At 62.5% G+C, this 14504-nt stretch carries 9 protein-coding genes; 6 read left to right on the plus strand and 3 right to left on the minus strand.

Annotation, left to right across the window (positions count from 1 at the left end):
• Positions 1–112: 112 nt before the first annotated feature.
• Together EJA70_RS07030 and EJA70_RS07035 are read right to left on the minus strand one after the other, a co-directional pair.
• Entirely contained in the window at positions 113–424 is a 312-nt protein-coding gene (locus EJA70_RS07030) for a hypothetical protein (protein WP_008080325.1), read from the minus strand.
• A gap of 54 nt (positions 425–478) precedes the next feature.
• A complete protein-coding gene (locus tag EJA70_RS07035; RefSeq protein ID WP_158830271.1) occupies positions 479–1066 on the minus strand; it encodes a phage tail protein in 588 nt (195 codons plus the stop codon).
• 241 nt (positions 1067–1307) lie between these two features.
• Here EJA70_RS07035 and EJA70_RS07040 point away from each other — a divergent pair, with 241 nt between their 5' ends.
• From EJA70_RS07040 to EJA70_RS07065, 6 genes are all read left to right on the plus strand, one after another.
• Positions 1308–2888 carry a glycosyltransferase family 39 protein gene (locus EJA70_RS07040; protein WP_158830272.1) on the plus strand — a complete coding sequence of 527 codons (1581 nt, stop codon included), beginning with the start codon at positions 1308–1310 and terminating at the stop codon, positions 2886–2888.
• A 150-nt stretch (positions 2889–3038) separates the two neighbouring features.
• On the plus strand, positions 3039–3884 hold the full coding sequence (locus EJA70_RS07045; RefSeq protein ID WP_008080322.1) for a sulfotransferase: 846 nt from the start codon (positions 3039–3041) through the stop codon (positions 3882–3884).
• 56 nt (positions 3885–3940) lie between these two features.
• Positions 3941–10366 carry an Ig-like domain-containing protein gene (locus tag EJA70_RS07050; RefSeq protein WP_158830273.1) on the plus strand — a complete coding sequence of 2142 codons (6426 nt, stop codon included), beginning with the start codon at positions 3941–3943 and terminating at the stop codon, positions 10364–10366.
• 46 nt (positions 10367–10412) lie between these two features.
• Positions 10413–11930 (plus strand): TolC family protein, encoded by a 1518-nt coding sequence (locus EJA70_RS07055; protein WP_158830274.1) that lies wholly within the window; start codon positions 10413–10415, stop codon positions 11928–11930.
• 15 nt (positions 11931–11945) lie between these two features.
• Positions 11946–12731 (plus strand): aspartyl/asparaginyl beta-hydroxylase domain-containing protein, encoded by a 786-nt coding sequence (locus EJA70_RS07060; protein ID WP_158830275.1) that lies wholly within the window; start codon positions 11946–11948, stop codon positions 12729–12731.
• Positions 12719–13663, plus strand: coding sequence for a sulfotransferase family protein (locus EJA70_RS07065; RefSeq protein ID WP_158830333.1), 945 nt, complete (start codon positions 12719–12721; stop codon positions 13661–13663). Before EJA70_RS07060 ends, EJA70_RS07065 begins: the two co-directional genes overlap by 13 nt.
• Before the next feature lie 80 nt (positions 13664–13743).
• Here the strand turns inward: EJA70_RS07065 and EJA70_RS07070 are convergent, their stop codons facing one another.
• A complete protein-coding gene (locus tag EJA70_RS07070; protein WP_003220464.1) occupies positions 13744–14502 on the minus strand; it encodes a slipin family protein in 759 nt (252 codons plus the stop codon).
• Positions 14503–14504 lie beyond the last annotated feature (2 nt).

Below are 14504 nucleotides of genomic sequence, written 5' to 3' on the forward strand. Positions count from 1 at the left end.
GCGATCTTTTGATCCTGTTTTTTCAAACTGAAACTCAAGATCAAAAGATCGCAGCCTGCGGCAGCTCCTACAGGTCAACGATGATTTTGATGTTGGTGTAACGAGTGCCGTATCAGTTGAAGGTGACGTGGAAGTAAGCCAGTGCCGGGTCGCGCCCCATCGCGGGTACACGCGAGACGAAGATCCCTTCGACCCGCCCCAGTTCCGGCAGCTCCAGGGCACACAAACCGTCGATGAATTCAGTCGGTTCCAGGCTGCTCAATTCGACGCAGAATGGCATGCGTTCGCTGTAGCGCATTTTCGCCAGCGGTTTTTCTTCGAGTTCTCCGATGTGGATCTGCAGCGCACTGCCATCGGGCAGGTGCAGGGTGCCAACGCGACCCAACAGTGCCTGGAAATGTTGGCTATGAACCGATTGCAGCATGGTCTCGCTCCAGCAAGGTGAGGTGTCGGGGGAGGTGGCTCCCCCGGCGTTCGGTCAGTTGCGCGAAGGAAAAATGCCGTTCAGCGCGATGCTGAAGTTGAGCACCAGATACGGGTTCATGATCGGCAGGGGCAGGCCATTGCCGGTCGGCGTGATGGTCCCGCTGATGGTGGTGGCTGCGCCTTTGAGCGGTACCGGCGATGCGCCTTGAGCGTCGGAAAAAATATTCGCCAGGCCCGGCCCGGTGCCCGAAGCGCCGATGTAGGCGTTGGTCGCAGTCGGCGCGCCCGCCGGGTTACTGGCCGGGTTGGCCAGTTGCACGGTGGTGGTGGCCGTGAGCCCCGCCAGGGTGTGGGTGTGGTTCGGCAAATTGTTGAGGGTGGCGGTGACTTGCTCGGCGCCGGAGACTTCCCCCATCACCCTCGGTGTCAGGCCGGGGCCGTTGCCTTGGCAGACCGGCAGGCGGCTTTGCAGGTTGGGCAACCCGAACGTCTGCTGGCCGTTGCCTCCATACACCGTCCCCAGCAGTGCAAACAGCGCCTGGTTCTGGTTGATTCCGATGATCTGACCGTTGCACAAGGCCCAGCCGCTGGGCGCATAGTTGAAGGCAAACGTCAGAACAGTGCCCATGTAAACGTCCATAAAGTCCTCATCCTTCTGATTGGTTGTCGGCGGGCCGCTAGTGAATTCAGGCTGCTGCAGTTGCCTTGGCACTCCGTGGCCAGGTCACGCCACGCCAGAGCGTAGACGCGGATTGGCAAGGTTGCCGGATGTCGTGAAAACGCAAACCGGCATCGACGGTGCTTGTGCGGCTGACCTAAAGTAACTGGCAGGTTTTTGCGGTTCATACGGTCGTGGCGATGTGGTGCGGCGAGAGGAAACGATGGCGCTGAACAGAGTAACCCCGGTGGGCGACACCCAGGATCCGCACGCGACACCAGGGCCGTGGTTTGCCGGTTTGCGCTTGCTTCGTTGGGCCAGAGAACACTGGCTGCTGCCGATCCTGTTGTTGGCGGCGGCCGTGCGTTTTTACGATCTGACGGCTGCGGCGATCTGGGGCGATGAGGGATCCAGTCTGCTGCTGGCGCGTTACTCGCTGGGCGAGATCTGGCGCCACGCGGCCTATGATGTGCACCCGCCGCTGTACTTCATGCTGCTGCACGGCTGGATCGGTTTATTCGGCGATGGCATTTTTGCCCTGCGCAGTTTCAGCGCCCTCGCCGGGATCGCCGCCGTCGGGTTGGGCATCTGGCTGGTGGATCGACTGGCCACCCGCCGCGCCGCGATCTTCGCCGGCCTGCTGCTGGCGCTGTTGCCGACGGCGGTGCGCTACAGCCAGGAAGTGCGCATGTATGCGCTGCTCGGGCTGTTGCTGATGGCCGCGACGCTGGCGCTGGTCTACTGGATCCGGCGCCCGCAGCGTCATGCTTATCTGCTGTTTTACCTGCTGTTGATGACGGCAGCGTTCTACACCCATTACTTCGCCGTGCTGGCGGCGCTGTGCCACTGGATTTATCTGGCGCTGATCCGGGTCCAGCGTGGCTATCGCTTCCGGCATATCCAGCGCCCGGCGTGGTGGCTGGCGAATCTGGCCATCGTTGTGTTGTACCTGCCGTGGTTGCCCCATCTGCTCGATCTGACCCAGCACATGGAGCAACTGAAGGTGGGCGGGGACGTGGGCTGGGAGCCGCCGGTGAGCCTCGGCTCGTTGCCGTCGATGATCTGGTCCTGGCTGATTCAGGACGATGGCGAAAACCTGCCGCTGCCGGTGTTCGGCGCCTTGCCCCTGGCACTGTTGACGCTGGCAGCGGTGGCGGTGATCCGTGATCGCAGCGTTTCACGGGGCAGTGTCTTGCTAGCCTTGTACACCGGCGTGCCGCTGTTGCTGGTGTTTGCGGTGTCGTTCATCACGCCGGTGTTCATCGAACGCTACTTGACCGCTTATGCGCTGGGCCTGCCGCTGTTGGCGGCGCTGGCCATCGACCGTTTGTACAGCCGCGTGCGGGTGTTGGCGCTGGCGGTGCTGGTGTCACTGGTGGCGGTTGAACTGGTGGGCGTGAGCAATAACGCCACGGTCGACAGCAATGACCAGCTCGACCGGGTGGTGAACTACGTCAATCAGCATTTCCAGCCCGGCGATCGCATCGTCACCAGCGACATGCTCTGGTACTTGAGCTACGTCTACTATGATCGCACCGGCGCCTTGGTGCGCCTCTACACGCCGCCGACTGCCGATGGCCGTCCGACGCGGCCGAACGAGTACGGTTTTGGCACGTTGGTGACGCCCGATGTATACCTCGACAGCCTTGCCGAGCTGAACGGCAATGGCCGGGTCTGGCTGGTCGGGTCGTTCGATGATCCGGCGGAATTTCTGCCGCTGCCGCCCGCCTGGACCGTCGGCGCAGAGGTTCACGCGGGTGGCGTACAAGCACGATTGTTCGTGGCCAGATCGCCGGCCAGCTGAGTCGTAACGCGACTAAAACGATTCATCTGCTTATTCGCGATTAAAAGTTAACCAGTTAGTTCTTTTTGCTCTGAGTGATATCAAAACACTACTAGTCGCAGGGTTACTAGTTGAACTACGCTCTGTCGGACAAAAGGACTTCCGATTACGGTGAAGGGATTGCAGCAGTTCCACTTTATCTCCGGCTTGCCGCGCTCAGGCTCGACCCTGCTTTCTGCGATCCTTTTGCAGAATCCGCGCTTTCATGCCGGCATGACCAGCCCGGTCGGTTCTCTGTTCTCCAGTGTCCTTGAACAATGCAGCGCCGGCAGTGAGTACGGCGCGGTGATCGACACTGCCATGCGTCGCCGCCTGCTGCGCGGCCTGTTCGAATCCTTCTATGCCGACAAGGCTGACAAGCCGCTGGTGTTCGACACCAACCGCCAGTGGAGCTCGCGTCTGCCGGCGATCCGCGATCTGTTTCCCCAGGCCAAAGTCATCGCCTGCGTGCGCAACGTGGCTTGGGTGATGGACAGCCTCGAACGCCTGTATCGCGCCAATCCCTACGAAAACACCAAACTGTTCAGCGACGCTGCCGAACGCAACACCGTTTACAGCCGCTGCGAAACCCTGGCCCAGCGCAATCGCCTGGTGGGTTTTGCCTGGGCGGCGCTCAAGGAAGCCTATTACGGCGAGCATGCCGAATCGTTGCTGATCGTCGATTACGACCTGCTCAGCCAGGCCCCGGAACGGGTCCTGCGACTGGTCTACGACTTTATTGGCGAGCCGTGGTTCGAGCACGATTTCGAACACCTGGCCTATGACGCGCCAGCGTTCGACCAGGGCCTTGGCCTGGCCGGCCTGCACACGGTCAAACCCAAGGTTGCCTTGCAATCACGGCGCACGATTCTGCCGCCGGATCTGTTCAAGCAATACGCCGATTTGTCTTTTTGGCTCGATGGCTCAGCCAGCGCCGCCAATGTCATTCGTATGAAGTCCGACGCCGCGATCAGTTGATCGCGGCGTTTTTCATTGATGCGTCACGTACCTTCGTTCGAGTTCGGGTGAGCAACATGTGGTGGACCCTTTTTGGTGGGGCAAAGGTCAAGTCTCAGGCAACCGCAGGTCAGCGTCCGCTGGCCTCGCCGCTGATCATGTCGCTGGAGCCGCGCATGCTGTTCGACGGTGCGGTCGCCGCCACCGTGGCCGACACGGCCGCGCAGGCGGACAGCCATGCCCCTACCGCCGCCGATGCGGCCAAGGCGCCGACGGCCGATCACCCGGTCGCGAGCAAAGACACCCACGGTCAGGCTGATGCCGCACCCGCTGCCAGTCCTGTTGCCGTACCGGGCCAGAGCGTGGTCTTCGTCGACTCACGAGTGAAGGATGCTGACGCCCTGCTGCAAGGGATCGCGCCCGGCACGCAAGTGGTCAAGCTCGACGCTACCAAGGACGGCCTGCAGCAGATCGCCGATTACCTTGATCAACATCACGGCGTCAGTTCGGTGCAGATCATTGCCCACGGCAATGCCGGTGATTTGTGGCTGGGCAACAGCTATCTGTCCGCCGACAACGTCGCGCAACGCAGCGCGATTCTTGGCGAGATCGGCAAGGACATGAACGTCGGCGGCGACATCCTGATCTACGGTTGCTACACCGCCGAGGGCGATCGCGGCTTGAGTTTCGTCGACTCGCTGGCGCAGTTGACCGGGCGTGATGTGGCGGCATCGAACAACCGCACCGGCGTGGGTGGCGACTGGGATCTGGAGATCGCCACCGGCACCATCGAGAGCGCCAATGTGCTGTCGAGCAAAGCCATGAGCGAATACCAGTGGGGGCTGGCCACGTGGACGGCGACCAACAACCTCAACTCGGGTGTCGGCTCGCTGCGCGCGGCGCTGGCTTCGGCGCAGAACGGCGATATTGTCACGTTCAGTTCGGGCATGACCGTTCAGCTCACTTCGGAGCTGCTGATCAACAAGAACATCACCGTCGATGGCGACCTGAACAACGACGGCGTGGCCGACGTGACCCTCGATGGCCAATACAAAACCCGCGTGGTGGAAGTCACCTCCGGCAGCACCGTGACCCTCGACGGCCTGGTAATCACCAAAGGCCTGGTGGCCGGCAACGGAGGTAACGGCGGCTCGGCGGCGGCGGGCGCCATGGGCGGCGGCATTTTCAACGCCGGCATTCTGACCCTGAACAACGTCACTGTGACCGCGAACGCCGCTTCCGGCGGTGGTGGCGGCGGTGGTGTGACCGGCGGTTATGTCGGCGGTGGCGGTGGCGGCGGTGCCGGTATCGGTGGCCAGACCGGTGGCCATGGCGGTACTTCTGGCCCGGGCACCGGCACCTATGCCGGCGGCGCGGGCAGTGCCAATGCCGGCGGTTATGGCGGTGGTTACAGTCCGACCGACATGGGCGGCCGCGGCGGCACCAGCACCGGTGGCGTCGGCGGCAATGGCGGCAGCGCCGGAGCCGGTTACAGCCATGGCGGCAACGGCGGTTCGGCCAGCAACGGCACGCTGTCCATTGGTGGCGGCGGCGGTGGTTCCGGCTGGGACAAAGTCGGCGGCGTCGGCGGCAATGCGGCCGGCGGTATCTACAACGCTGCGAGCGGCACCCTGAAAGTCATCGGCACCTCGGTCATCAGCAATAACATTGCTGCCGGTGGCGGCGGTGGCGGTGGCGGTGGGGTCGGCAGCAACGGTGCCGATGGCGGGGCTGGCGGTCGCGGCGTCGGCGCGATCTGGAACAATGGCGGCGTGGTGCTGATCACCGCGAGCAACTTTGCCGCGATCAGTGGCAACGGCGCTGCCAGCGGCGGCGGCGGTCTGTCGAACGGTGGCTCGACGGGCACAACGCCGAGTGCGCTGGTGGGCATCTACAACAACGGCGGTACGCTCAACACCGCTTACGTGGAACCACCGACCGCCACCATCGTGGTCGCCGACACCGCGCTGAAAATCGGCGAAACCTCGCTGGTGACCATCACCTTCAGCCGCGCCGTAAACGGTTTTACCAACGCCGACCTGACCATTGCCAACGGCACGCTGACCAATGTGTCCAGCGCCGACGGCGGTATCACCTGGACGGCAACCTTTACGCCTACCAACAACATTACCGACACCACCAACCTCATCACCCTCGACAACACCGGGGTGACGGCGGTGTCCGACAGCGTGGCAGGCGTCGGCACCACCAATTCCAACAATTACGCAATCGATACCCAACGTCCGACCGCCACCATTGTGATGACGGACACCGCCCTGAAAATCGGCGACACCTCGCTGGTGACCATCACCTTCAGCGAGGCAGTGAGCGGTTTCACCAACGCCGACCTGACCATTGCCAATGGCACGCTGACCAACGTGTCCAGTGCTGACGGCGGCATCACTTGGACGGCGACCTTTACGCCGACCAGCAGCATCAACGATGCCACCAACCTGATTACCCTGGACAACACCGGGGTGGCGGATCTGGCCGGCAACGCCGGCAGCGGCACCACCGATTCGTCCAACTACGCCATCGACACAGTGCGTCCGACCGCCACCATCGTGGTTGCCGACACGGCGCTGACAGTCGGTGAAACGTCGCTGGTGACCATCACCTTCAGCGAAGCGGTGAGCGGTTTCACCGCCGCCGACCTGACGGTGGCCAACGGCACCTTGACCGGACTGAGCAGCAGCGACGGCGGCATCACCTGGACCGCCACGCTGACGCCAACCACCAGCGTCACCGACACCACCAACCTGATCACTCTGGACAATACCGGCGTCAATGACCTGTCTGGCAATGCCGGCACTGGCAGCACCAACTCCAACAACTACGCGATCGACACCGCACGGCCGACCGCGACCATCGTGGTCGCCGATACCGCGCTGAAAATCGGTGAAACCTCGCTGGTGACCATCACCTTCAGCGAGGCGGTGAGCGGCTTCACCAACGCCGACCTGAGCATTGCCAACGGCACGTTGAGCGCTGTCAGCAGCGCGGATGGCGGCATCACCTGGACGGCGACGTTCACGCCGACCAGCAGCATCACTGACGCTACCAACCTGATCACCCTGAATAACACCGGGGTCGCGGATCTGGCGGGCAATGCCGGCAGCGGCACCACTGATTCCAACAATTACGCGGTCGACACCGTGCGGCCGACCGCCACCGTGGTGTTCACGCAAAGCACCTTGAAAATCGGCGACACCTCGCTGGTGACCATCACCTTCAGCGAAGCGGTCAGCGGTTTTACCAATGCCGACCTGACCATCGCCAACGGCTCCCTGACGGCGGTCAGCAGCGCGGACGGCGGCATCACCTGGACGGCAACGTTCACACCGAGCGCGAACATCACCGACGCCTCCAACCTGGTGACGCTGGACAACACCGGCGTCGCCGACCTGGCCGGCAATGCCGGCAGTGGCACCACCGATTCGAACAACTACAGCATCGACACCCAGCGGCCGACCGCGACCATCGTCATCGCCGATCCCGCGCTGAGCGCCGGCGAAACGACACTGGTGACCATTACCTTCAGCGAAGCGGTCAGCGGTTTCACCAACGCCGACCTGACCGTCCCCAACGGCACGCTCACGGCGCTCAGCAGCGCCGATGGCGGCATCACCTGGACGGCGACCTTCACGCCGACCGGCGGGATCAACGACACCAGCAACATCATCACCCTGGCCAACACCGGTATCGCTGACCTGGCCGGGAACGCCGGCACGGGCACGACCAACTCCGGCAACTTCACCATCAACACCGTGGCGCCAACCGCGACCATCGTCGTCGCGGACAACAGCCTGACCATCGGCGAAACGTCGCTGGTGACCATCACCTTCAGCGAAGCCGTCACCGGTTTCAACAACGCCGACCTGACGATTGCCAACGGCACGCTGACGGCGGTGAGCAGCAGCGACGGCGGGATCACCTGGACGGCGACTTTCACCCCGACCAGCAACATCACCGACGCGAGCAACCTGATCACCCTCGACAACAGCGGTGTGCAGAACGCCGTCGGCAACGCCGGCAATGGCACCACCAACTCCAACAATTACGCCATCGACACCCAGCGCCCGACCGCTACCGTGGTGCTTGCCGACTCGGCGCTGGGCGTCGGCCAGACTACCACCGTGACCATCACTTTCAGCGAGGCTGTCAGCGGTTTGACCCTCGCCGACCTGACCGTGGCCAACGGCACGCTCTCCGGGCTGAGCACCTCGGACAACATCACCTTCACGGCGACGTTTACGCCATCGGCGGGCATCACCGACACCAGCAACATCATCACCCTGGACAACACCGGCATCACTGACATCGCGGGCAATTCCGGCAGCGGCACCACCGATTCGGCCAACTACGTGATCGACAGTCAGCGCCCGACCGCCACCATCGTCATCAGTGATACCGATCTGCGTCCCGGTGAAACCGCGCTCGTCACCATCACCTTCTCCGAGGCGGTCAGCGGCTTCGACAACAGCGACCTGAGCGTTGCGAACGGTACGCTGAGCAATGTCTCGTCGAGCGACGGCGGCATCACCTGGACGGCCACCTTCACGCCGACCATCGGCGTCAGTGACGCCACCAACCTGATCGTGCTGAACAACGCTGGCATCAGCGATCTGGCGGGCAATGCCGGCAGCGGCATCACCAACTCGGCCAACTATGCGGTGCAGACCGAAGTGCCGACCGCGACCATCGTCGTCGCCGATACCGCGCTCAAGGCCGGCGAAACCTCGACGGTGACCATCACCTTCAGCGAGGCCGTCAGCGGTTTCACCAATGCGGACCTGACCATCGCCAATGGCACCCTGAGCAACGTCGCCTCCAGTGATGGCGGCATCACCTGGACGGCGACACTCACGCCGACCGCCAACATCACCGACACCACCAACCTGATTACCCTCGACAACAGTGGCGTGACCAACGCCTCCGGCAACAGCGGCGTCGGCACCACCGCTTCGAACAATTTCGCCATCGACACGGCGCTGCCGACCGCGACCATCGTGGTCGCCGACAATCGCCTGGGCATCGGTGCAACCACCACGGTGACCATCACCTTCAGTGAAGCGGTCAGCGGTTTTGACCTGTCGGACATCAGCGTCGCCAACGGCACGCTGGCGAACCTGACCAGCAGCGATGGCGGCATCACCTGGACCGCCACGCTGACACCGACGGCCAACGTCAACGACACGACCAACCTGATCATCGTCGACACGGCCGGTGTGCAGGACCTGGCCGGCAACCTCGGCGCGAGCATCGCGATTTCCAACAACTACGCGCTCGACGCGACCCGGCCGACGGTGAATATCGTGGTCGCCAATCCCCACTTGGGCATCGGCCAGACCACCACGGTGACGTTCACCTTCAGCGAGGCGGTGAGCAACTTCGACTTGTCCGACCTGAGCGTGACCAATGGCGATTTGAGCAACCTGAGCAGCAGCGATGGCGGCAAGACCTGGACCGCGACCTTCACGCCGACGGCCAATGTCACCGACCCGAGCAATTTCATTGCGCTCGACACCAGCAATGTCACCGATCTGGCCGGCAACGTCGGCAGCACAGTGGCGGTGTCGAACAACTACGCGCTCGACAGCGAGCGGCCGAGTGCGACGGTCGTCATTGCCAACCCGAACATCGGCATCGGTCAGACCTCGCAGGTGACCATTACTTTCAATGAGGCGGTCAGCGGTTTCGATCTGTCAGACATCGCGGTGGCGAACGGCATCTTGTCCAACCTGAGCAGCAGCGACGGCGGCAAGACCTGGACCGCCACCCTGACACCAAACGCCAACGTCAACAGTGCGAACAACGCGATCAGCGTCAACAGTGCCGGGGTCAGTGATGCGTCCGGCAACAGCGGCAGCGGTGTCAGCAGTTCCAACAACTACGCGATCAATACGGTGCCGGTGGTCGTGCCGCCCACCGTGCCCACTGTGCCGACCACGCCGACCAGTGTCGTGATCCCGGATCCGTTGATTCGCAGCAGCGACCCGGTGGTGCCGGCACCGCCATCAAACGTGCCGCTGCAGCCGTTCATCTTCACTCCGCCAACCGGCGAACTCGGTTCACCGCTGACCTTTGCGCCGCTGTTTGAACAACGGGTGATCGGCAACGGCATTCGTCCGCTTGGCGATATTTTCATCAATCACGGTGCTCTCAGCCGCAGTTACATCGCGCAAGTGTTCAGCAGCAGTGACAGCAGCGGCGATGGCTCCGGCCACGGGTTCCTCGGTTTTGGCGGTGGTGATGGCGGCGTATTCGCCAGCAGCACACTGGCGAGCCTGTTCAGTCAGGACCGTTCCGCCGAGCGGGATACGCTGAACGCATTCGGCAGCCAGTCGCTCAAGGCCGGCGATATTTCCCAAGGCCTGCGCGGTGTGTTTGGCGCGCCGACACTGGGGCAACAACTACAACAGCTCAAAGACAGCGAGCAGCACCGGGTCGACGACCTGGCGGCAGCGCTGCAACAGGTCGGCATCAGCGAAATGTCAGCCTGAACTCACCATTACTCAACACTGTGCAGGACCTAGGGGCGATCCAGGGATGAAGAAAAGTCAGAAGTTGTTCGGCGCCAGCCTGCTGGCGCTGGCGATCAGCGGATGTGCAGTGACCAGTGACCCGATTGAACGCAGCGTCAGCGAGCAGCGCGCCAAAAGCGATCTGCAAGGCATGTACAAGGATCAGGAACCGCTGCGCGGCCCGTTGACCCTGCACCAGGCCATGGCCCGCGCGGTGAAATACAACCTCGAAGGTCGCTTGAAGATCATGGAGGAAGCGCTGGCCAAGCGGCAGCTCGACCTCGCCAGTTTCGACATGCTGCCGCGCATGGCGCTGGACGCCGGGTACGTCGGGCGCAACAACGTCAACGCCTCCAGCAGCCAGAGTGTGCGCACCGGCACCCAGTCTCTTGAACCATCGACCTCGCAGGACCGTGACCGCGACGTTGCCGACCTGACCATGGTCTGGAACGTCCTCGACTTCGGCGTCAGCTACATCAGCGCCAAGCAGCAGGGTGACCAGCGCCTGATCGTTCAGGAACGGCGCCGCAAGGTGATCAACACCATCGTCCAGGACGTACGTTCGGCCTATTGGCGAGCGATGGCCGCCGAGCGTCTGCTCAAACAAATCGACAGCCTGATGGCGCGCGTGCAGACCGCCCGCGACAACAGCCAGACCCTGAGTGATCAGCGTATTGGTGATCCGGTGCAATCGCTGGGATATCAGCGTTCGCTGATCGAAGCGACCCGCCAACTGGAAGAGCAGCGCCGCGCGTTGTCGCTGGCGAAAACCGAACTGGCCACCCTGATCAACCTGCCGCTGGGCACCAACCTGACCTTGGCCACTGATGACGGTTATCAGATTCCCGAGCTCAAGGTCGATCTGGCGAAACTGGAGCAGGAAGCCCTGACCAGTCGCCCGGAACTGCGCGAGCAGGACTACCAGACGCGCATCAGCGCTGCCGAAACCCGCAAGGCCATGCTGCGCCTGCTGCCAGGCCTGGAGTTTTCCGCCGGTGGCCATTACGACAGCAACTCGTTCCTCGTCGAACAGGGCTGGGCCGATTACGGCGTGAAAATCACCTGGAACCTGTTCAACGTGATCTCCGCACCCGCTGCAATCAACGTCGCCAAGGCCGGAGAAGAAGTCGCCACCGCGCGGCGTCAGGCGATGTCGATCGCGGTGCTCGCGCAGCTCTATGTGGCCAACGCCAACTATCAAGAAGCGTTGCGCCAGTTCAAGACCAATCAGCAACTGTCGGACATCGACGGACAAATCGTCGGCCAGTTGCGCAACCGTCATCAGGCGGCTGGGATCGGTGAGCTGGAACTGATTCAGGGCGAGCTGAACAACCTGCAAGCGGATCTGCGCCGCGACCTGTCGTACGCTGATCTGCGCAATGCTTATGGCCAGATCTTCGCCAGTGCCGGCCTCGATCCGCTGCCGGATCAGGTGCAGTCGACCGAAGTGCAGTCGATTGCCACCGCGCTGGCCAACCGTGAATCGGCTTGGGCGGCGGGGGATATCTCGACGCCAGTGGTGGCGCATGCTCCGGCGCAGTGAGGCCAGGGCTCAACCATGAGCCGGCCGACGTTTTCCCGTCTGCCGGTGACGGTGGATTTGCCGGTGCTTTTGCATGCGCTGGCGGCGATTGCCGACGACGCCTGGCGCAGCCATTTCAACAGCGAATATTTCTCCGGTGACTGGAGTGGCGTTGCGCTGATTTCGGCCGCAAATGCGCTGACCGAGCTGTCGCCCGGGCGCGGTGCTCCGCAGCAACGCGCCCCGTGGCTGGACGATGATCGCTGGCGACAAGGCCTGCGCGATTTGCCGCTGGAGATCGTCAGCGCGCGCTTGCTGCGCCTAGGCCCCGGTGGACAGATTCACGAGCATCGCGATTATGACCTCGATGGCCCCGACGCCGATCGGCGCCTGCACATTCCATTGCTCAGCCCGCCGCATGTCGACTTCTGGCTCGACGGTCAGCGCATGCCCATGCGGGCGGGCGAATGCTGGTTTCTCGACCTTGCCCGTCGGCACCGTGTGGATAACCGTGACACGTCGGCGCGGGTGCATCTGGTCATTGATTGCCGGCCGGGCGCCTGGCTTGATCAGATGATCGACCAAGGCCTGTCGAGCACGCCTCAACCCGGTGTGGCGGATACTGCGTTGCAACGTTTTCAGCGGCTGGTGAGCGAGGACGTCGCGCTGGCTCTGGCCTTGCGCACGCTGGACGATCCTGAGGTATTCATCAGTCAGGCACGGGCACTCGCTGCTGAACGTGGCTTGAGGTTTTCTCGCGAGGAACTGCGTGCGGCGATGCGCAATGGTCGTCGGCAATGGCACGAACAATGGAGTGCTTGAGCTTCGACGGCTGGTTGCCCATTCGTGTCTGGCCGGTCGACGGGCAGTGGCGGGTGGATTGGTGCTGGTTCGGTGACACGCCGTTGCATCAGCCGTTTTTCCGTGAGGCGGTGGACGATGCACTGCGGCTGCCCTTCAATCAGGCGTTTCGACGGCAGACGCCGCTGTCGGCGCTGACCGAATGGCAAGCGCAGAGCCCTGGGCTCGCACCGAGTGCATTCATTCTGCACGCTTCGCGCTGCGGTTCGACCTTGCTCAGTCAGATGCTCGCGCAACTCGACGATCACATCGTGGTGTCGGAACCGCCACCGCTGGATGCGTTGCTGCGCGGTGATTTGCCTGATGCCGAACGCCGGGCCGCCATCGTCGGCTTGCTCTCGGCGTATGGTCAGCGCCGACGCGGTGTTGAACAGCGTTTAGTGGTCAAACTTGATGCCTGGAACATCGGTGAATGGCCGCTGTTGCAGACCTGTTTCCCGGACACGCCGTGGCTGTTTCTCTATCGTGATCCGCTGGAAATTGCTGTTTCCCATCTGCGCCGTCCGGGCATGCACATGGTGCCGGGCATGCTCGGTGATTGCGTATTGGAGGATGGGTTGCAGTTCGAGGGCCGTGAAGATTTTATCGCGCGGCGTTTGGGGCGGTTGTTGGAGGCGGGGTTGCTGCATTGTCGGGATTCGGCCGGTTTGGCGGTGAATTACGGCGAGTTGCCCGATGCGATGGCTGGGCGTTTGGCGCGGTTCTTTCGATTGAATGATTTGCAGCGTCAGCAGGTTTTCACGGCCGCCGCGCGGCATGCGAAGCAACCCTCAGAGACGTTTGTTGCCGATGCTGAAGACAAGCGCCGCGAGGCTTCGGCGCTGTTGCAGGCGCGTGTGCAGACGTGTGCGCGAGCGCCCTACGAAGCTTTGGAAAAATTGCGTGGTGCCTGAAAAGATCGCAGCCTTCGGCAGCTCCTGCATTGGAATGTGATCCCCTGTAGGAGCTGCCGCAGGCTGCGATCTTTTGCTCCTCAGGACTTGCCGGACAAATCCGCCATGCCCTTGAGCAACTCGATCGGCAACGGAAAAACAATCGTTGAACTCTTGTCGCCGGCAATCGAACTCAAGGTCTGCATATAACGCAACTGCATCGCCCCAGGCTGACGACCGAGCATCTCGGCAGCCTGCATCAGTTTTTCCGAGGCCTGCAATTCGCCTTCGGCGTGGATGACTTTTGCCCGTCGTTCGCGTTCGGCTTCTGCTTGCTTGGCGATGGCGCGGACCATCGATTCGTTGAGGTCGACATGTTTGATCTCGACGTTGGCGACCTTGATGCCCCATGCATCAGTCTGCGCATCGAGTACTTGCTGGATGTCGATGTTCAACTGCTCGCGCTCGGCCAATAACTCATCGAGTTCATGCTTGCCGAGCACCGCGCGCAACGTGGTCTGCGCCAACTGACTGGTGGCCGAGAGAAAATCCTCGACCTGAATGATCGCCTTCTGTGGGTCGAGCACGCGGAAATACAGCACGGCGTTGACCTTCACCGAAACGTTGTCACGGGTGATCACGTCCTGCGGCGGTACGTCGAGAACAACGGTGCGCAGATCCACCCGAACCATTTGCTGCACCACCGGAATCAGCAGGATCAGCCCCGGGCCTTTGACCTGCCAGAAACGTCCGAGCTGGAACACCACGCCGCGCTCGTATTCACGCAGGATGCGGAACGTCGAACCGGCGAGGGCAATCACCAACAACAGCAGCGCAACAAAACCGATTTGCAGACCCATGA

This window comes from Pseudomonas sp. PB103 (assembly GCF_009764635.1).
In the GTDB taxonomy this organism is placed as follows: Bacteria; Pseudomonadota; Gammaproteobacteria; order Pseudomonadales; family Pseudomonadaceae; genus Aquipseudomonas.

Bases quoted from the DNA above. Each gene is read 5' to 3' on its own strand.
- EJA70_RS07030 (WP_008080325.1), bottom strand. From the start codon at position 424: ATGCTGCAATCGGTTCATAGCCAACATTTCCAGGCACTGTTGGGTCGC.
- EJA70_RS07035 (WP_158830271.1), bottom strand. From the start codon at position 1,066: ATGGACGTTTACATGGGCACTGTTCTGACGTTTGCCTTCAACTATGCG.
- EJA70_RS07040 (WP_158830272.1), top strand. From the start codon at position 1,308: ATGGCGCTGAACAGAGTAACCCCGGTGGGCGACACCCAGGATCCGCAC.
- EJA70_RS07050 (WP_158830273.1), top strand. From the start codon at position 3,941: ATGTGGTGGACCCTTTTTGGTGGGGCAAAGGTCAAGTCTCAGGCAACC.
- EJA70_RS07055 (WP_158830274.1), top strand. From the start codon at position 10,413: ATGAAGAAAAGTCAGAAGTTGTTCGGCGCCAGCCTGCTGGCGCTGGCG.
- EJA70_RS07060 (WP_158830275.1), top strand. From the start codon at position 11,946: ATGAGCCGGCCGACGTTTTCCCGTCTGCCGGTGACGGTGGATTTGCCG.
- EJA70_RS07065 (WP_158830333.1), top strand. From the start codon at position 12,719: ATGGAGTGCTTGAGCTTCGACGGCTGGTTGCCCATTCGTGTCTGGCCG.
- EJA70_RS07070 (WP_003220464.1), bottom strand. From the start codon at position 14,502: ATGGGTCTGCAAATCGGTTTTGTTGCGCTGCTGTTGTTGGTGATTGCC.